The organism is Prevotella pallens ATCC 700821 (assembly GCF_000220255.1).
Taxonomy (GTDB): Bacteria; Bacteroidota; Bacteroidia; order Bacteroidales; family Bacteroidaceae; genus Prevotella; species Prevotella pallens.
Genome location: NZ_GL982513.1, coordinates 1272683 through 1292429, shown reverse-complemented (window position 1 = coordinate 1292429; position 19747 = coordinate 1272683). Strand labels below are relative to the sequence as shown.

Genomic DNA, 19747 nt, shown 5'->3' with positions numbered 1-19747 from the left:
AAGCGTTACATGAGTGGCAGTAAAATTATAAGCGACCCTGTTTTTGGATTTATCAGAATTCCATCAGGACTACTCTTGAATATTGTTAAGCACCCATTCATGCAACGCTTAACTCGTATAAAGCAGTTAGGGCTAACTACTGTTGTTTACCCAGGCGCTCAACATACAAGGTTTCAGCATTCATTAGGAGCATTTCATTTAATGAGTGAAGCTACTCTATCTTTGCAACATAAAGGTGTCTTTATTTTCGATAGCGAAGCAGAAGCTGTTCAAGCTGCCATCTTAATGCACGACATCGGACATGGTCCTTTCTCCCATGTGCTCGAGAATACATTAATCAAAGGGATAACACACGAAGAGATATCTTTAATGGTAATGAATTGTATTAACCAAGAAATGAATGGTGAACTTAATCTTGCTATTAAGATTTTCAAGAATGATTATCCAAAGCGTTTCCTGCATCAATTAATCAGTAGCCAACTTGATATGGATAGGCTTGACTATCTCAAGCGAGATAGCTTTTTTACAGGAGTAACTGAAGGTAATATAGGTTCGGCACGAATTATAAAAATGTTGAATGTTGTAGACGATACCTTAGTAATAGATGACAAGGGAATTTATTCAATAGAGAATTTCCTTACCTCTCGCCGCCTAATGTATTGGCAGGTGTATTTACATAAAGCTACAGTTGGATACGAAAAGCTTTTAATCAGTTTATTGCTTAGAGCTAAAAAGTTACTGAAAGATGGATATAAGCTATTTGCCTCTCCTGCTTTAGCTTTCTTTCTTGACAATGATGTAAATGCAGAATACTTCAAAAATAATGAAGAAACACTGAGACATTACTTGAGTTTAGATGACAGCGACTTATGGAGTGCTATAAAAGTATGGCAAAAATCAGAAGATAAAATACTATCACTTCTTGCTGATGATTTTATCAATCGTAAACTCTTTAAAGTAGAGATTCACGATGAGCCAATTTCACAAGAACAAGTAAACAGACGTAAAGAGCAAATTTGCAACCACTTAGGAATCTCAGAAGAAGAAAGCAACTACCTAATGCAGATTGATACAATACAAAAAGACATGTACGATATCAACGACGACCGTATTAGCATATTATCAAAAGATGGTAGTTTAAAAGATATAACAGAAGCATCTGAGATTTTAAACGTAGAACTATTATCTAAAAAAATTCGTAAATATTACTTTTGTTATCATCGAATATAACAAAAGTTTGTTATCTTTGCACTAACAAGCATTTATCATTTATTATATAGAATGGAATTTAACGCAAAACAAATCGCAGAATTTATACAAGGAAGCGTAGAAGGCGATGAAAAAGCAACCATTAGTACTTTCGCAAAGATAGAGGAAGGAAAACACGGTGCTATAAGTTTTTTGGCAAATCCGAAATATACTCATTATATATACGAAACTGAATGTTCTATAGTTCTCGTAGACGAAAGTATAAAGATAGAGAAGCCTACAAAAGCTACATTGATACGTGTAAAAAATGCGCGCGATTGTGTTGCAAAGCTTCTACAACTATATGAAAGTATGAAGCCAAGAAAACAAGGGATAGATTCGTTAGCGTTTATTTCTCCAAAGGCAACCATAGGCAAGAATGTATATATTGGTGCTTTTGCATATATAGGTGATGGAGTTGTTATTGGAGATAACAGTATGATATATCCCCATGCAACCATTATGGATAATGTAACTTTAGGAAACAATTGTATTATCTACCCTAACGTTAGCATCTACCATAATTGTAAAATCGGAGATAATGTTATTTGCCATTCTGGTAGTGTTATAGGTGCTGATGGTTTTGGTTTTGCTCCAAATTCAGAAACAAATAGCTATGATAAAATTCCACAAATAGGCATCGTTACCATAGAAGATAATGTTGAGATAGGAGCAAACACATGTATTGACCGCTCAACAATGGGAAGTACATATTTGCGTAAAGGTGTAAAACTCGACAACCTTGTGCAGATAGCGCATAATACAGATATTGGTGCAAATACTGTTATGAGCGCACAAGTTGGTATTGCAGGCTCAACTAAAGTTGGAGAATGGTGTATGTTTGGTGGACAGGTAGGTATAGCTGGACATTTGAAAATAGGAAATAAAGTTTTTCTCGGTGCACAGTCAGGTGTATTGAGTAAATTAAAAGATAATCAATCTCTTATGGGAAGTCCTGCAATAGAGCCACGTAACTATTTTAAATCACAAGTCATATTTCAAAGACTTCCAGAGATTTACAAGCAGATAAACGTTTTACAGAAAGAAATTGAAGAATTGAAAAAGAACAAATAATATATATGGAAACAACAAAACAGAAAACACTAAAGGGAAGCTTTTCGCTCTTTGGGAAAGGTTTACATACAGGGTTAAGCCTTACTGTTACATTTAATCCAGCTCCAGATAATACAGGATACAAAATTCAACGAATTGATTTAGAGGGACAACCTATCATAGACGCTATTGCAGAAAATGTTGTTGATACACAACGCGGAACTGTAATAGCAAAAGGCGAGGCTCGTGTTAGCACAATCGAACACGGTATGGCTGCTCTATATGCAATGGGAATAGATAATTGTTTAATTCAAATAAACGGCCCAGAATTTCCTATTCTTGATGGTTCAGCAGCAATGTATGTTGATAAAATTAAAGAAATAGGTATTATAGATCAAAATGCTCCGAAAGATTATTATATTATAAGAAAAAAGATGGAGTATAAAGATGAACGAGGAAGCGTCATCACAATCTTACCCGATGAACAATTTTCTATAACTGCAATGTGTTCTTTTGATTCTAAATTTATTAGTAGTCAATTTGCAACACTTGACGATATTGATAAATTTGCTGATGAAATAGCACCTGCAAGAACGTTTGTTTTTGTTAGAGATATTATGCCATTGTTACAAGCTAATCTTATAAAAGGTGGAGATCTCGACAATGCGATTGTTATCTACGAGAAACAAGTAGACCAACCAACTCTCGATCAGTTAGCCGACTTACTTAAAGTTCCACACATGGATGCTACAAGCATTGGCTATATACAGAATAAACCTCTCATTTGGGATAATGAGTGTACAAGACATAAGTTATTAGATATTATCGGTGATGTAGCTTTAATAGGAAAACCTATCAAAGGACGTATTGTTGCAACTAGACCCGGTCATACGGTGAACAACAAGTTTGCAAGAATGATTCGTAAAGATATCCGCAAGCACGAAATTCAAGCACCTATTTACGATCCGAACGAAGAGCCTTTAATGGACAATATCCGAATACGTGAGCTTCTTCCCCATCGTTACCCTATGCAACTCGTTGATAAGGTAATAGCAATGGGAGCAACAACAATTGTTGGCGTTAAGAATATTACTGCCAATGAACCATTTTTTCAAGGACATTTTCCACAAGAACCTGTTATGCCTGGTGTTCTTCAAATAGAAGCTATGGCACAGTGCGGTGGACTATTAGTACTTTCTCAAGTAGAGGAACCAGAGAGATGGTCTACCTACTTCCTAAAGATAGACAATGTGAAGTTCCGTCAGAAGGTTATTCCTGGCGATACTTTATTATTCCGCGTTGAACTTTTAAGCCCTGTACGCCATGGAATTAGTTCAATGCAAGGTTATATGTTTGTTGGTGATAATGTTGTAGCAGAAGCTACATTTACTGCTCAAATAGTAAAAAATAAATAAATAGAATTATGAATACTATTAGCCCATTAGCATTCGTACATCCAAATGCAAAGATAGGTAATAATAATATCATCGGCCCGTTTTGTTATATTGATGACAATACAGTAATTGGCGATAATAATAAGTTGCTTAATAGTGTTACAATACACACAGGTGCACGAATTGGCAACGGAAACGAATTTTTCCCAGGTGCAAGTATTTCTACCAAGCCACAAGATTTGAAATTCCGTGGTGAAGAAAGTCTCTGTGAAATTGGTGATAATAATTCAATACGTGAAAATGTAACTATTTCGCGCGGTACAGCTTCAAAGGGAACGACAATTGTAGGCAGCAACAATCTTTTTATGGAAAGTATGCACATTGCCCACGACTGCATTATCGGGTCGAATATAATTATAGGTAATTCAACGAAATTAGCTGGAGAAGTAAAGGTAGAAGATTATGCTATTATCTCTGCCTCTGTTCTCTGTCATCAGTTCTGTAGCATCGGGTGTAATGTTATGATTCAAGGTGGGAGTCGGTTTTCGCAAGATATACCACCTTATATTATAGCAGGCAAAGAACCTATTCGATATGCTGGCATTAATATTATTGGGCTACGACGCAAAGGGTTTTCTAATGAGCAAATAGACCAGATACATAATGCATACCGGTTAATCTATGGCGAAGGCACGCGAGAAGAGAATATACAAAAAATAAAAGAGACTTTGCCAATGACAAAAGAGATTCAACATATTATAGAATTTGTTCAAGCATCGTCTAGAGGAATTATTAAATAAATAGCATTGAAAATCCAAAGTCTTATTGTATTGACAGGTCCAACAGGTGTAGGTAAAACAGCTTTAACACTTGATATAGCACAGCATTATGGTATTGAGATTATTAATGCTGATTCACGGCAAATATACAAAGAATTGCAAATTGGAACAGCTGCGCCTACTAAAGCACAATTAGAACGAGTAAAGCATCATTTTGTTGCGAGTAAAAACGTTAACGATTATTACTCTGCAAGTCTTTACGAGCAAGATGTACTAGAATTGTTAAAAGCAAATCCATCATCGACGTATATTTTATCTGGAGGATCGATGATGTACGTTGATGCTGTTTGCTACGGTATAGACGAGATTCCAACAATAGATAATAAGGTGCGACAAGATCTAATGAAGATGTATGAGACTGAGGGGTTGAATAAACTTTGTGATTTGCTAAAAGATTTAGATCCTGCTCATTGGGATATTGTTGATAAACAGAATCCTCGTAGAGTTCTTCATGCATTAGAAGTTTGTGTTCAAACAGGAAAAACCTATACTTCTTTTCGAACAAAACAAAGAAAAGAACGGTCATTCAATATAATAAAGATTGGTTTAAATTGCCCACGCGAAGATCTTTACAATCAGATTAATGCTCGCGTTGAAAATATGGTCGCATCAGGACTCATAGATGAAGCTTTGCGTATGTACAATCACCGCAATTTAAATGCTTTAAATACAGTTGGCTATAAAGAAATGTTCGAATATCTTGATGGACTGACTACATTAGATGAAGCTATTTTTAAAATACAAAGTAACACAAGGCAATATGCTCGTAAGCAATTAACTTGGTTCAGAAAAGATAAAGATATTCATTGGTTTCACCCAAATGAAATTAGAAAGATCATAAGACATATTGATAGTTATTTGGCTTAAAGAACATCTTTATAACACTATTGATATGGAACAACCTATATAAATTTATTTCGAATGAAAAGTATAAGTAGATTATTCAAGAATATTATAAAAGGATTTTGTAATTTCTTTCCATGGTATATTAAGTTATATAAAGGTCGTGCATGGTACACAAAATTAGCATTGGGAATTGTATCATTCTTTGTATCTATTTTTCTCTTTTTGGGTATGGTGGATATTAATTTCCTTTGGCTCTTCGGAAAATCTCCAGGCTTTGCAGAGATAAAGACCCCACCAACTTACGCTGCATCTGAGATATATAGTGCAGACTCTGTTTTAATAGGTAAGTATTTTAAGGAAAATCGTATACCTGTGAAGTATAACGAAGTAACTCCTACATTCTGGAATGCTTTAATAAGTACTGAAGATGAACGTTTTTACAGCCATCATGGAGTAGATTTTATGGGGATTGGTGGTGCAGTTAAAGATGCTTTAACACGTGATGGAGCTCGTGGTGCCTCTACCATAACACAACAGCTTGCAAAAAATATGTTCCACATCAGGAATAAAGAATACTCTGGAGTATTAGGTAAAATTCCTGGTCTAAGAATGCTTATAGCCAAAGCAAAAGAATGGATTATTGCATACAAAATAGAGTTTATATATTCGAAGAACGAAATTCTAACAATGTATGCTAATACTGTTGATTTCGGAAATAATGCGTATGGCATAAAAACTGCTGCTCGCACCTATTTCAATACAACACCGCAGCATCTTACTACAGAACAAAGTGCAACTCTGGTTGGTATGCTAAAGGCTACAACTTATTATAACCCAATTTTGCATCCGGCAAACTCGCTCAACAGACGTAATACCGTTTTATACAATATGGTAACGCATGGACATTTGGCAAAGGCTGACTATATTAAATACTCAAAGTTACCTATGAAACTTGATGTGCATGTCGAAGAAAATTACGATGGAAGAGCACAATATTTTCGAGAATATGTAGCAGATTACCTAAAAGACTGGTTGAAAGATAACGATTACGACTTGTATAGTAGTGGCTTAAAAATATATACTACAATTGACACTCGGATGCAAAAGTATGCAGAGAATGCTGCGAAGAAGCAGATGCATAAGATTCAACAAGACTTTAACAAACACTGGAGTGGACAAGACCCATGGCGTGATGAGAATGGAGACTTGGTTCCTGGCTTTATTGAGGGAATAGCTGAACGGCAACCTTTTTATAAACGGCTTGTACAAAAATACCATAATCAACCCGATAGTGTATTGTATTATATAAATAAACCCCACAAGGTAAGGCTATTTGATTATGAAAAGGGCGAAATAGAAAAGGAAATGTCGTCTATGGATTCTATTCGCTATATGGTGCGTTTTATGCATTGCTCTATGATTGCAATGGAACCTGAAACTGGAGCTGTGCGAGCATGGGTTGGAGATATTGATTTTAAAACTTGGAAATATGATAAGGTTACGGCACAGCGACAACCAGGTTCAACCTTCAAACTTTTTGTCTATTCTGAAGCTATGAATCAGGGATTAGCTCCTTGCGATAAGCGTAGAGATGAATTCATAAGTATGCAGGTTCCTGATAAGAAAACAGGAATAATAAGAACCTGGATTCCACGTAATGCCAATGGAAATTATTCGGGAGATTCCATTACATTAAAAGCTGGCTTCGCACGAAGTGTCAATACAATAGCAGTACGATTAGGACAAGAAATGGGCATAAAGAATATTATTCGGACTGCACAAGAGATGGGTATTAAAAGTCCTCTTGAAAATGAACCTTCGTTAGCTTTAGGCTCAAGCGATGTAAATTTACTTGAACTAGTTAATGCCTATTGTACTGTTGCAAACGATGGCGAACATTGCGACCCTGTTGTGGTTACAAAAATTGTTGATCAACGAGGAAACGAAGTATATGTTGCTCCACACACCAACAAGCAGGTGTTACCATATCAAACGGCTTTCTTTATGCAGCAGCTATTAAAAGGTGGACTTACCGAACCTGGAGGAACCAGCCGCTCATTAAATCAATATATATTTAAAGATACCGATTGGGGTGGAAAAACTGGAACTTCTAACAATCATTCCGATGCTTGGTTTATGGCAGTAAGTCCAAAACTTGTTGTTGGCGCATGGGTTGGTGGAGAATATCGCAGCATTCACTTCCGAACTGGCGCATTAGGACAAGGGTCTAAAACGGCTCTTCCAATGTGTGGCAACTTCATCTACGATTTAATGCGCGATAAGGCATTCCAGAAGTATCATGCAAAATGGTTGCCTAATCCAGAAAGAGATATCGATCCTTCGATGTATAACTGCCAATCGGTTGTTAGAGCTAAACGGACGCCCGATAGTTTGCACACTCATTATAAGAATGAGCGAAAACAGCAACCAGACGAAGAGGTGCAGAACGAGGAAGAAGAGAATAATGTAGAGATAGAAAATGTACAAATGCCAACACATAATAGCGAAGAAAGTGGCAGACCTAAGAAGTCGAGACCATCGCGACAGCCATCTTCGCCTATCAATGCACCGAAGCCTCGTATAGAGCCGCTTGAAATTTAATGAACACGCAAAGGCATTATGAATAAATGCATTAATTTACTTGGAGAGGGAGCAGTTTATATACTCTTAGCAAGCAGTGTATATATAGTTTCGTGCAATAAGCGAATAGCTCCTCCCCCTAACCCAAAAGATACTGTTGCAGCTTCAGTGTTTACGCCAAATGCAAACGATACTACGTTAAATATTAATTTATCGAGCATTACAAATCTGGACTTTCCAAAATATAAAATAGTGGAACAGCAACCAATAGTTCCAGATTCTGTGAGTATTGCACTTGACGAAGAAACTGTAACAAGTGGGAACTATTCTGCCTTATTAAACTTCACAACAGCTCCATCACAGACGTTCTACGAAAGTATAGAACAAGCAGCAAAGCAAGATACATGTTGGAAAATAAATAAAGATAACTATACCTACAACAGAAAAGATAAACAAGGCGGAATGTATCGACTAACCTTTAATAAAGGCAGTATGCAGATATCGGTAAGTCATCTTAATGCCGATATGATTAAAGATCATAAACATTGAACAGCAAGCATACAACTAAACCTATTTTGTATGCTTGCTTTTTTAACAGACAAACATTGCTTTCTCCATACCAAATGTGCAAAGCATAGAAACTACAACACAAGCATACCACAAAAAGATAATACCTACTTAAAAAATCTACGTATTTCTTAACCTTCATTGTTTCCACACATTTTGTACCATCTCTGTCGTATAATCTACATCAACACATTGCTTTACCGTAATTTACTCGCGTCTTCGTTGCCATTTATATGAGCCTTCCATATCAGTAAGATAGTGATTAAACATTATTATTTACACGTAAGTAAAGTTTTACTTACGTGTAAGTAGAACTTTATTTACGTGTAAGTAAAACTCTACTTACACGTAAATAAAACAACACTTAGCCTTAAGAAATAACGCCTATGCTTATAAAAAGATGCGGATATGTATATGAGAAGGAAAAGAATATTGTGAGAAAATTATTGCACACTCGTATTGTCGTGTTTCTCGAACACTATCTCCCCCAAAATTTGTTGCTAAACCGCTTATCAATTATTTTAGATTATTTCCATCGCTCCCTATTCATCGTTCATTTGCCTGTTGGCATATTTCCTGTCTTATCTTCTTTGACGTTGCTCACTACCATCAGAAATAAGACTGGCAATATACTTAATTATCAAACAAAATCTATACATATTCTAACGACCAATAAAATAGATTCTCGATAGTATAGTCAAATAACTCCCATACTCTAAACGTTGTCGATGTCCAGTAAGAAGGGGCGCAGTTAGTAATCTCTCACTTTAGACGCATATCTAACTTTAAATATTGTGCTTAAGTATTTCGTACGAATATAAATGTGTTTTGCAACTTATATTAGCACACTTTGTGTGCACCTTTGCCTACAATAACCGAATAGATTTCTGGTGCGTGTCCATATTTAGCTGCAAACTTGGTCTTAACATCAGTTACAAATTTGTTATAAACATCCTCTTTCACAAGGTTAATGGTACACCCGCCGAAGCCACCTCCCATAATTCTACTTCCTGTTACACCATCTTCACGTGCAATGTTATTAAGGAAATCAAGTTCTTCACACGAAACTTCATATTCCTTACTTAAACCATTATGGGTCTCAAACATTTTCTTGCCCACTGTTTCGTAATCTCCTTTCTCAAGCGCATTACACACTGAAAGCACACGATCTTTCTCGCCAAGAACAAAATGAGCACGTTTGTAGTCTTCTTCGCTGACTTCTGCTTTCACGCTATCCAATTGCTCCAAAGTACAGTCTCTTAAGGTTTCAAATTTAGTTTCTGGATATTTGGAAGCTATTTGTTTTACAACATTTTCGCAACTTTTACGACGATCGTTATAAGGACTTCCTGCTAATTCGTGTTTTACCTTCGAATTTACTAGAATCAGTTTATAGCCTTTAGGATTAAATGGGAAGTATTTGAACTCACGGCTACGACAATCTAATCGCATTAACTTTCCTTCCTCTCCGAAGACACTAGCAAATTGGTCCATAATGCCACAATTAACACCTATATATTTATGCTCTGTAGCTTGTCCAGCAAGCACCATATCCCATTTTGAAACCTTATTGTCGCCGAAAAGATCGTTCATTGCAAAAGCAAAACAACTTTCGAGTGCTGCGCTTGACGACATACCAGAGCCAAGTGGAACATCGCCATAAAATGCTGCATTGAAACCTTTTATATCTACATTCAGTTTCTTCATTTCTTGAACAATACCATAAATATAGCGTGCCCAAGTTGGTCGTGGTCCTTCAGTATCATTAACCTTAAACTCTACACGATCCTTGAGATCTATTGAATAAAGCATGATAGTATCAGTTCCGTTAGGGCGAACTTCAGCCATAATACCTTTATCCACAGCACCTGGAAAAACAAATCCACCATTATAATCAGTATGTTCTCCTATAAGATTTATACGTCCTGGAGCAAAATAGATGCTTCCTGTTTTACCATCAAAATGTTTTATGAAACGGCTTCTAACAATTTCTATATCCATATTTGTTTTATTTAAAGTGTTATTTAAGTGATATTTTCAGCATAAAAAAATGGCAAGCTGAATGCCTGCCATTAAAATAATATATCGTTTAATTGTTTTTTGATTGCCGTGAACCAACTAAAGCATAGAAAAGCAAATACGAAAGCATAGCTACAACTAACCAATAGCTATTGATATCGCCAATTTTAGTTGCTATTAAATCTTGAATTAATGGCATTACGCCACCACCAAAAACCATAGTCATAAACAAGCCAGAGGCAGCTGCTGTATATTTACCAAGACCTTCGGTTGCAAGATTGTATATAACACCCCACATAACGGAAGTACATAGACCGCATAGAACTATGAATACTACATTAGTGGGAACTTCTGCACCAATTAGCTTCCAATGAGTAATATCGGGAATTATAAGATTCATTTTACTTGTTTCGGGCATAAATATAGCAACAAGCAGTAATGAAATTGCAACAATTGATGTAGTGGTAAGCTGTATGCGAGACGACACTTTACCACTGATAAAGGCACTAACAAAACGTCCTACAAGCATTAACAACCAGTAAAAACCTGAAATAAGACCACCTACAGCAGCACTTCCAAGTATGCCACCTTTTGAAATAGGCTCACTTAGATAAAACATGAGTTTGCTAGGAATACCTACTTCAATTCCTACATAGAAGAATATTGCAATGATACCTAGTTTCAATTGACGATAACCTAATGCTCCTTTAATACCACCTAAAACATCAGACTTTTCTGTTTCTGGTTCTGTAAGCTTCGTAAACCAAACTATACAGAACGAGAAAGCAAAAATTGCCAACGCAATAAGCAGTAAAGGTGTAACAACTTTTAGTGATGTTTGCTTTGTTATTTGACCTATCATAGAACCAGTGAGAATTGGAGTCAATGTCGCTGCAAGAGAGTTTAATGAACCTCCTGTTTGTATAAGTTGGTTACCGCGATTTCCTCCTCCACCAAGAAGATTCAGCATTGGGTTTACAACAGTATTGAGGATACATACACAGAGACCACAAACAAATGCACCGAGAAGGTAAATAATATATGTATTGAGAGAATTTCCGTCCATTTTGCTTGATATTAACTGTATACCAATACCAATAAGCCCTAATGCTAAAGCCGAAAGAGCAGTTTTTTTATATCCATATCTTGTAATCATCATACTAGCAGGAATACCCATAAAAAAATAAGCAACAAAGTTCATCATGTTACCCATCATGCCTGCCCATTCATAATGTTCCTTCCAAATAATTCCAAATGGCGCTGCCATAGTTGTTACGAAGGCGATCATAGCAAATAGAAATACCATAGTAATAATTGCCACCAATGCTCCCCGTTTCTTAGTTTGATTTTCCATTGTTTATATATTTCCGTTTTATTAATCAATCTTATATATCTTGCTTTTATTTCTCTACACCGAATTTATAGATAGTTTTTTGCTTATATTCCCTACATGGCTCCAAAATAACAGAAGGGAAGTAAGGGCGATTAGGACTATCAGGAAAGTGTTGTGCTTCAAAACAGATAGCACTACGACGTGGGAAAGTTGCTCCATGTTGCCCTTTATATCCATTAGCACCATTATCTGTATATACCTGGAGTCCCGGTTCGGTTGTAAATACTTCCATTATTCTGCCACTTTTAGGATCTTTAATTCGCGCTGCAAACGACAGTTCTCCTTCTTCTTTTTTATTCAGCACGAAGCAGTGGTCATAGCCTCCACCTATCTTTATTTGTTCATGTTCTGCATCAATATCCTGACCAACTAATTTAGGTTGCCGAAAATCGAATGGTGTCCCAGCTACTTTTAAGACTTCACCTGTTGGAATAGATGTTTCATCAATGGGAATATAGAAATCGGCATTGATTTGGCATTCTAAGTCCTCAATAGTTGGAGTCGGATTAGCTATACCTGCCAAAGAAAAGAATCCATGATTGGTAAGATTTATTATTGTCTTCTTATTGGTTTTTGCAGAATACTTTATAATCAGTTCGTCATCATCGGTAAAAGAATATGCAACCCACACTTCAACTTCGCCAGTAAAGCCTTCTTCCCCGTATGGCGATGTATATTTCAGTACAACGGCATGTTCATTTATCTGAACAGCGTCCCAAACTTTGGTGTTAAATCCTTTTTTACCTCCATGCAATGAATTAGGACCATTATTAATGGCTATATTGTATTCTTTTCCGTCCAATTGGAAATGTCCTTTAGCAATACGATTGCTATAGCGACCAATGAGTGTTGAAAGATAAGGTTCTGGCGAATTGATAACATCGTGAATATTATCATGCCCTTGTATGATGTTTGCCAAATTTCCATCTCTATCTGGAACCATAATGGCAACAATCGCACCACCATAATTAGTGAAGGCTATTTCGTTACCTTTTGCATTCTTAAGTATATAAAGATCTGTTCTCTTACCATCTATTATAGTCTGGAAATCTTCGTGTCTCAGACCACACACATAATTTGTCGCTTCGGTATTTACCATGATTTTCTGATTTTAGTTACATGTCTATATTGCAAAGGAAACAAAAATAACCGATAACCACAAACTATTTCAAAGTAAAAGGAGTTTTATCGTGTGTTAAAAACAATTAAAGGCAAGAACTCTTTAATCTTGCCTTTAACTGGAGTATATTATTACTAGAATTTACTTAAAAGGTCAGCAACAACATAACTTGAGCCTCCAACAAATATAAAGTCGTCTTCGTCTGACTCGCTTAATGCTTGCTTATAAGCTTCTTCAACATTAGTAAAGGCTTTACCTTTAAGTCCATATCGCTCACCAACTTCTGCAATTTTTTCTACAGCAAAAGCACGCTTCGTACTGGGTTGTGTCCAGTAATAATGAGCATCTACTGGCAAAAGCTTCATCACAGACTCTATATCTTTATCGTCTACCATTCCAAAAACTATGCGTAGATTGAGGCATTTCTGATTTTTAAGTTGTAGTGATAAGTCTTTCCAACCTGCTTCATTATGTCCTGTATCACAAATAACAATAGGATTTTCTTGTATTTGTTGCCATCTACCCATTAAACCTGTTGCTTCACACACATTTGAGAAACCTTTTGCAATGCTGTCAATATTTCTAATTATCTGATTATTGTAAAGTTGCATCACAGCCGTTAGCAGTGTGTTGGTATTCTTTTCTTGATAAACTCCACCCAATTCACCTTCAATTGTACCAAACAAGCGTGTTTGATAAGTGCGACCTCCCTTCGGATTAGCAGTTGCCGATAATACCATAGGAAAATCTTCGGCAAATACTATCATAGCATCCATCTTTTGTGCCTTTGCTTCAAAAACGACACGAGTATCGGGCGTTGCTTCACCAATTACGACTGGAGTATTCTGCTTTATAATCCCAGCTTTTTCGTATGCAATCTTTGGTAATGTATCGCCCAAAAATTGAGTGTGGTCAAGCGAAATATTGGTAATAATTGAAAGTAGCGGATTAATAATATTAGTACAATCTAAACGACCACCTAATCCTACTTCTATAATAGCAAAGTCTACTTTCTGTTCTGCAAAGTATTTAAAAGCCATTGCAGTAGTCAGTTCAAAGAACGATGGATGCAATGGTTCAAAGAACTTGCGATGACTTTCAACAAAATCAATCACATATTCTTCTGAAATCATCTTGCCATTTATTCTTATGCGTTCTCTAAAATCAACAAGGTGAGGACTTGTGTAAAGTCCAACTTTATAACCATCAGCTTGCAATATTGCTGCCAATGTATGTGAACATGAACCCTTACCATTACTTCCTGCAATATGAATAGAACGGAAATTTTGATGTGGATTTCCAAAGTACTCGTCTAATGCGAGAGTTGTTGATAAACCTTCTTTATAAGCAGAAGCACCCACATGTTCAAAAACAGGGGTGCTATTATACAAGTATTCTGTTGTTTCTTCGTAAGTCATTTCTATTACTTTTCAGTCTTTAAATTTTAGCTGAATAGTTTCTTGAAGTTATCAAATATTGAGCGTTTCGTATGAGCGTCTCCTTTGAAGTTATCGCTTTCTTTAAAATCTTCAATGGCTTTGCGCTCTGATTTCGATAACGTTTTAGGCACATAAACACTTATTTGAACAATAAGGTCTCCTATTCCGTTACCGTAACCTTGCACTGCAGGAAGTCCTTTACCTCTTAAACGAAGAGTTTTACCGGGTTGTGTACCTTCCTCTATCTTTATTTTTACAGAACTACCATCTATCGTAGGAATCTCAGCTTGACCACCTAAGACAGCTGTTGGGAAATCGAGCAATAAATTGTAGATAACATTTTGTCCATCGCGAATAAAAGTATCGTTGTCCTCTTCTTCGATATAAACTTGTATGTTACCCGCTATACCATTATGTTTACCTGCATTACCCTTACCAGGTACATTCACTACCATTCCTTCGGCAACACCTGCTGGAATATTAATCTCAACAACGTCTTCGCCTTTTACAACGCCATCACCATGACAATGTGTACACTTATTCTTTATAATAGTGCCTTCTCCACCGCATACATGGCAAGTTGTTTGTGTTTGCACCATACCAAATATGCTTTGTTGGGTACGAATTTCCATACCACTACCGTGACAGTTTGGACAGGTTTCTGTTCCACTTCCATTTTCTGCACCAGTTCCGTGACAGTGTTCACAGGCTACGTCTTTACGTACCTTAAATTTCTTAGTAACACCTGTGGCAATCTCTTGCAAAGAGAGCTTAACTTTCAAACGTAAATCAGAGCCTCTATATTTTGGTGTTTGATGACCTCCACCACCAAATCCACCGAAACCTCCGCTTCCGTGTCCCCCGAACACATCACCAAACATAGAGAAGATGTCGTCCATTGAGAAACCACTACCACCAAACGGATTACCACCTCCCATATTAGGTCCATCGAATCCAAACTGATCGTATTGTTGTCGCTTCTGTGGATCACTTAAAACACTATATGCTTCTGCTGCCTCTTTAAATTTCTCTTCAGCATTAGCATCATCTGGATTCCTATCAGGGTGATATTTAATAGCAAGTTTCCTATAAGCCTTCTTTATTTCATCGCCCGATGCGTCTTTTGCAACGCTCAGAACTTCATAATAGTCTCTTTTTGTCATCTTGTATTTATCATAAAACGAAAGGCTCTTGTAAATATTCAAGAGCCTAGATTACTCAGTCTATAGTTTTTATTGACCAACTGCTACTTTTGCATGCCGTATAACCTTATCGTTTAAGGTATAACCAGATTGCACACAATCTATTATCTTACCTTTCTTATCATCGCCCATTCCTGGTACCATTGCTATTGCTTCATGATAATCCACATTGAAATCTTTACCATCGGTATCAATCTTCTTTACACCAATGTTTTCTAAGACTTTCAAAAACTTCTTATAAATGAGCTCGAAACCTTCTTTAATTGCAGTCGAATCTTCAGTTTTATCGGCAAGTGCACGCTCAAAATCATCGAGAATAGGAAGAACTGCTGTAACAGTTTTTTCGCTGCCATTAAGTATAAGTTCTGTTTTCTCTTTCAGTGTTCGTTTCTTATAGTTCTCAAACTCTGCATACAGACGTATATACTTATCTTTCCACTCGTTAGCTTCTGTTTTATCACTTTCCTGTGTAGATTCTGATTCTGCCACTTCCTCATTATCTATTTCAGGCGATGCCTCTTCCATAGTAGACGTTTCGTTCTGTAATTCGGGAGCCTCGTCCTCTATTCTTATTTTCTTATTCTTTTTGCTCATAATAATAAATCTTTTGTTTTAGAGATACAAATAGTGTGCCAACATAATAAGAATCTGCTGTGCTATTCTATCTGATAATAGTCTTAAACCTGATACATTTTAGCTTTCTGTTCCTTAATTTGCTCGTCGTGAATGTATTCATCGTAGCTCATAAGCTTGTCAATTGTACCGTTTGGAGTTAATTCGATGATACGATTAGCAACAGTTCCTATAAATTCGTGGTCGTGAGAGCTAAAGAGAATATTACCTTTAAAGCCTACAAGATTATTATTGAATGCCTGAATGCTTTCCAAATCGAGGTGGTTTGTAGGAGTATCAAGTATTAGGCAGTTTGCATTTTGCAGCTGCATTCTTGCAATCATACAACGCATTTTCTCGCCTCCAGAAAGTACATTAACTTTCTTTTCAACCTCTTCTTGTTTAAACAACATACGGCCAAGGAAACCTTTCATTACTACCTCGTTGCCTGGACCATATTGCGAAAGCCAATCAACAAGATTTAAATCACAATTAAAATATTTGGTATTGTCCAGTGGTAAGTAAGCTGTTGTAATAGTTACACCCCAGTTGTAGGTACCTGCTTGTGCTTCGCGTTCACCATTAATGATATCGAATAAAGCTGTCATTGCTTTAGGGTTACGAGACAAAAATACTATTTTCTGTTCTTTCTCTACATTAAAATTAATATGGTCAAATAATATTGTCCCATTTTCATCAACAGCCTTCAAATCTTGAACTTCTAAGATTTGATTACCTGGTTCGCGCTCCATTTGGAAGATAATTCCAGGATATTTACGACTTGATGGGCGAATTTCCTCTACATTTAGTTTCTCAAGCATCTTCTTACGTGAAGTTGTTTGCTTGCTTTTTGCCACATTGGCAGAGAAACGACGGATAAATTCTTCTAACTGCTGTTTCTTTTCTTCGGCTTTCATTTTTTGGTTTTGTGCTTGACGTAAAGCTAATTGAGAGCTTTCGTACCAGAACGAGTAGTTACCAGCAAACACTGTAACTTTACCGAAGTCGATATCTATAGTTTGTGTACTTACGGCGTCAAGGAAGTGACGGTCGTGCGATACAACAAGTACTGTTTGTGTTTCTTCTATTTCGCCGAGATAATCTTCCAACCACTCTACTGTTTCAAGGTCGAGGTCGTTGGTAGGCTCATCGAGCAAAAGGTTGTCGGGCTTTCCGAAGAGTGCCTTTGCCAACATTACACGCACTTTTTCTGTGTTTGACAAGTCGCCTACTTTTTTTTGGTGTGCATCTTCTTTCACTCCTAAATGTTGTAATAATTGGGCAGCTTCGCTTTCAGCTTCCCAACCATTCATTTCGGCAAACTTTAGTTCCAAATCGGCAGCACGGTTTCCGTCTTCTTCGGTCATTTCTGGTTTAGCGTAAAGTTCTTCACGCTCTTTCATATTCTTCCAAAGTGGTTCGTGCCCCATAAGCACAGTGTCCATTACCTTAAATTCATCGTATTTAAAGTGGTCCTGTTCCAATACCGACAAGCGTTCTCCTGTTCCTAATGTGATAGTTCCTTTGGTTGGTTCTAAATCGCCAGAGATGGCACGAAGCAATGTTGATTTTCCTGCTCCATTTGCTCCGATAACGCCATAGATATTTCCTGGAGTAAATTTAATATTAACGTCCTTATACAGAACTCTTTTTCCGAATTGAACGGCAATGTTTGAAAGTGTAATCATTGTTTGTTTAAAATCCTTTTTTCTTATTTGAGCGCAAAGGTACAATAATAATGTGATACTTGCAAGAACTACAATCTATGTCGTGTCATAAGTAAAGAATAACACATCACCTATTATATATACGTTTATAATAGTCAGAACTACTCATTATTTTACTATATCTCAAAAGGATATCAACCCAAATTTAACATCTATCATAGTATTTTTCCGCAGTTATTGTCCGCTTAAGTCTTGGCTACAGAGCTTATATCCTAAAGATTTTTTACTGATACATAGTTTAACCTTAATTTATTGTACATGATAGTTGCGTGTATTGAATGGTTACCACATTACCATTTCTATACGATATATTCGAATATATTTTTACCTTCTGTGATTATAAGTTTTTTGCCACTTATGCATCGCACTATTTTGGTTCTATAAAGTGTCTATTATTCTAGCATAGATTTTAAACTTGTGTATAACTAATACAGCAGGCATAACACGAAAGTATTTATAGAAAGTTGCTAATATAATAAAAAATTGCCTGGCCAAATCAAGAGAAAACATTATGATATCTAAAATACAACTGACAGATATCTAAAACACAACTGACAGATATCTAAAACGAGCGTTACAGATATCTAAAACAAGAGAGACTATATTTAACCAATGTTTATAAACACCTATGGCTTCTTTCTTAACTGATAATCAGTTTGATTTTTAGCTTGCGTATTCCCCTTTCGCTTCCATTATTGTCAAATGGTATCATCGGATTTTCGAGGAAATTGAAAATGTAATCTCTGCATTTGACTAAGCCTTTTCTGAACGTAATAAACTTTTTACCAAGCTCCTCTATATTCTGTTTGAGCAGATTGTCTAAACGTCGGGTCCATGACACCTTGTCTATAACGTCGTTCGGATTGGTATTCCGCTCGTGAATGGCTTCACGGAACTAATTGGTTACTTTCCCAGACCACTCTTGCTCAGTGTTCAACTCTAATAGAATTTCCTTGATTACGGGCTTCAACTCTGGAATGGAAATAACCTACGTCACATAATCAAGCACACGTTCTGCATCTGATAAAGATTCTCCGCAACGAATACAATAGTTGGGTACCTCATCAATTATCTCGTCAGGTATGGAAGAGCAAGATAACTTATGCTCATCATGCCCCTTTTGTCCTCCCGGCTTCTTACCACTTGGCTTACGGAGGCTTCTTGTTCTTCTGATAACCTCATCATTTATACGCTCCTTGCTTGGCGGAGTGCTGCTGTTATTAGAGTTTTTATCAGGATTTTCATACTTAGCTAAGCGTTCCGTTAGTTTATAAGTTCCGTATCTTTCTTACGAACTTCAAGGTTCAGAGTATTTATGTTACGGTTCAATTTGACAATCTCAGCATACTGCTGATTGACAGTTGCACGCAATAATCGCATCTCTTCCGTCATGCCTTGTAATACTTTTGATATGTCCGTAACTTGCTATTTTATAGGTATAAAGGTGCAAAGAAAATCTGAAATATGCAAGAAAGATGGGTATTTTTATAACCTTTATACGAAGATTTTAGAGGAGAGAATACTGACTGCTCGATACCGCTGAATAGTTACTAAAAATCATCTACATTTTAATTAAAACTAAACTGGTTGTTGTCTTATACCAATAAGGACTTATATTTCATATACGTAATATTCGCTATTCTATGAGCTTTTAAAGTTTAAAATAATAAGCTAAGGTATTTATTTTAACTATATTGAGAAGAAAAAA

14 protein-coding genes and 1 pseudogene are annotated in these 19747 nt (G+C 36.4%); 7 read left to right on the top strand and 8 right to left on the bottom strand.

Annotated features, from left to right (window positions below):
- Positions 1–9: 9 nt before the first annotated feature.
- The 7 genes from HMPREF9144_RS04935 to HMPREF9144_RS04905 are packed head-to-tail and all read left to right on the top strand — an operon-like array spanning position 10 to position 8509.
- Positions 10–1230, top strand: a complete 1221-nt coding sequence (locus tag HMPREF9144_RS04935) for an HD domain-containing protein (RefSeq protein WP_006044793.1) — start codon at positions 10–12, stop codon at positions 1228–1230.
- Between the two features lie 51 nt (positions 1231–1281).
- Complete coding sequence (gene lpxD, locus HMPREF9144_RS04930; protein ID WP_006044792.1) at positions 1282–2322, top strand: UDP-3-O-(3-hydroxymyristoyl)glucosamine N-acyltransferase; 1041 nt, start codon at positions 1282–1284, stop codon at positions 2320–2322.
- A 5-nt stretch (positions 2323–2327) separates the two neighbouring features.
- Complete coding sequence (locus tag HMPREF9144_RS04925) at positions 2328–3716, top strand: bifunctional UDP-3-O-[3-hydroxymyristoyl] N-acetylglucosamine deacetylase/3-hydroxyacyl-ACP dehydratase (RefSeq protein WP_006044791.1); 1389 nt, start codon at positions 2328–2330, stop codon at positions 3714–3716.
- Positions 3717–3724: 8 nt separating this feature from the next.
- Positions 3725–4495, top strand: a complete 771-nt coding sequence (lpxA, locus tag HMPREF9144_RS04920) for an acyl-ACP--UDP-N-acetylglucosamine O-acyltransferase (RefSeq protein WP_006044790.1) — start codon at positions 3725–3727, stop codon at positions 4493–4495.
- 6 nt (positions 4496–4501) lie between these two features.
- The gene (gene miaA, locus HMPREF9144_RS04915) at positions 4502–5401 is read left to right on the top strand and encodes a tRNA (adenosine(37)-N6)-dimethylallyltransferase MiaA (RefSeq protein WP_006044789.1); all 900 of its coding nucleotides are present in this window, start codon (positions 4502–4504) and stop codon (positions 5399–5401) included.
- Positions 5402–5455: 54 nt separating this feature from the next.
- A complete protein-coding gene (locus HMPREF9144_RS04910; protein ID WP_006044788.1) occupies positions 5456–7981 on the top strand; it encodes a transglycosylase domain-containing protein in 2526 nt (841 codons plus the stop codon).
- Between the two features lie 18 nt (positions 7982–7999).
- On the top strand, positions 8000–8509 hold the full coding sequence (locus tag HMPREF9144_RS04905) for a hypothetical protein (protein ID WP_006044787.1): 510 nt from the start codon (positions 8000–8002) through the stop codon (positions 8507–8509).
- 858 nt (positions 8510–9367) lie between these two features.
- Here the strand turns inward: HMPREF9144_RS04905 and galK are convergent.
- The 8 genes and pseudogenes from galK to HMPREF9144_RS14065 form a co-directional block, all read right to left on the bottom strand.
- Positions 9368–10528 carry a galactokinase gene (gene galK, locus HMPREF9144_RS04900; RefSeq protein ID WP_006044785.1) on the bottom strand — a complete coding sequence of 387 codons (1161 nt, stop codon included), beginning with the start codon at positions 10526–10528 and terminating at the stop codon, positions 9368–9370.
- A gap of 88 nt (positions 10529–10616) precedes the next feature.
- Positions 10617–11900: an MFS transporter gene (locus HMPREF9144_RS04895; protein WP_006044784.1), complete on the bottom strand. Its 1284-nt coding sequence runs from the start codon at positions 11898–11900 to the stop codon at positions 10617–10619.
- A gap of 46 nt (positions 11901–11946) precedes the next feature.
- Positions 11947–13038, bottom strand: coding sequence for an aldose epimerase family protein (locus HMPREF9144_RS04890; protein ID WP_006044783.1), 1092 nt, complete (start codon positions 13036–13038; stop codon positions 11947–11949).
- Between the two features lie 155 nt (positions 13039–13193).
- A complete protein-coding gene (locus HMPREF9144_RS04885) occupies positions 13194–14477 on the bottom strand; it encodes a bifunctional folylpolyglutamate synthase/dihydrofolate synthase (protein WP_006044782.1) in 1284 nt (427 codons plus the stop codon).
- 26 nt (positions 14478–14503) lie between these two features.
- The gene (dnaJ, locus tag HMPREF9144_RS04880) at positions 14504–15661 is read right to left on the bottom strand and encodes a molecular chaperone DnaJ (protein ID WP_006044781.1); all 1158 of its coding nucleotides are present in this window, start codon (positions 15659–15661) and stop codon (positions 14504–14506) included.
- Positions 15662–15730: 69 nt separating this feature from the next.
- Positions 15731–16294 carry a nucleotide exchange factor GrpE gene (locus HMPREF9144_RS04875; RefSeq protein WP_006044780.1) on the bottom strand — a complete coding sequence of 188 codons (564 nt, stop codon included), beginning with the start codon at positions 16292–16294 and terminating at the stop codon, positions 15731–15733.
- Between the two features lie 83 nt (positions 16295–16377).
- Entirely contained in the window at positions 16378–18000 is a 1623-nt protein-coding gene (locus tag HMPREF9144_RS04870; protein ID WP_006044779.1) for an ABC-F family ATP-binding cassette domain-containing protein, read from the bottom strand.
- A gap of 691 nt (positions 18001–18691) precedes the next feature.
- A pseudogene (locus HMPREF9144_RS14065) lies at positions 18692–19419 on the bottom strand (DUF6444 domain-containing protein); the annotation flags it as partial.
- Positions 19420–19747: the final 328 nt, after the last annotated feature.

Bases quoted from the DNA above. Each gene is read 5' to 3' on its own strand.
- HMPREF9144_RS04935 (WP_006044793.1), top strand. From the start codon at position 10: ATGAGTGGCAGTAAAATTATAAGCGACCCTGTTTTTGGATTTATCAGA.
- lpxD (WP_006044792.1), top strand. From the start codon at position 1,282: ATGGAATTTAACGCAAAACAAATCGCAGAATTTATACAAGGAAGCGTA.
- HMPREF9144_RS04925 (WP_006044791.1), top strand. From the start codon at position 2,328: ATGGAAACAACAAAACAGAAAACACTAAAGGGAAGCTTTTCGCTCTTT.
- lpxA (WP_006044790.1), top strand. From the start codon at position 3,725: ATGAATACTATTAGCCCATTAGCATTCGTACATCCAAATGCAAAGATA.
- HMPREF9144_RS04910 (WP_006044788.1), top strand. From the start codon at position 5,456: ATGAAAAGTATAAGTAGATTATTCAAGAATATTATAAAAGGATTTTGT.
- HMPREF9144_RS04905 (WP_006044787.1), top strand. From the start codon at position 8,000: ATGAATAAATGCATTAATTTACTTGGAGAGGGAGCAGTTTATATACTC.
- galK (WP_006044785.1), bottom strand. From the start codon at position 10,528: ATGGATATAGAAATTGTTAGAAGCCGTTTCATAAAACATTTTGATGGT.
- HMPREF9144_RS04895 (WP_006044784.1), bottom strand. From the start codon at position 11,900: ATGGAAAATCAAACTAAGAAACGGGGAGCATTGGTGGCAATTATTACT.
- HMPREF9144_RS04890 (WP_006044783.1), bottom strand. From the start codon at position 13,038: ATGGTAAATACCGAAGCGACAAATTATGTGTGTGGTCTGAGACACGAA.
- HMPREF9144_RS04885 (WP_006044782.1), bottom strand. From the start codon at position 14,477: ATGACTTACGAAGAAACAACAGAATACTTGTATAATAGCACCCCTGTT.
- dnaJ (WP_006044781.1), bottom strand. From the start codon at position 15,661: ATGACAAAAAGAGACTATTATGAAGTTCTGAGCGTTGCAAAAGACGCA.
- HMPREF9144_RS04875 (WP_006044780.1), bottom strand. From the start codon at position 16,294: ATGAGCAAAAAGAATAAGAAAATAAGAATAGAGGACGAGGCTCCCGAA.
- HMPREF9144_RS04870 (WP_006044779.1), bottom strand. From the start codon at position 18,000: ATGATTACACTTTCAAACATTGCCGTTCAATTCGGAAAAAGAGTTCTG.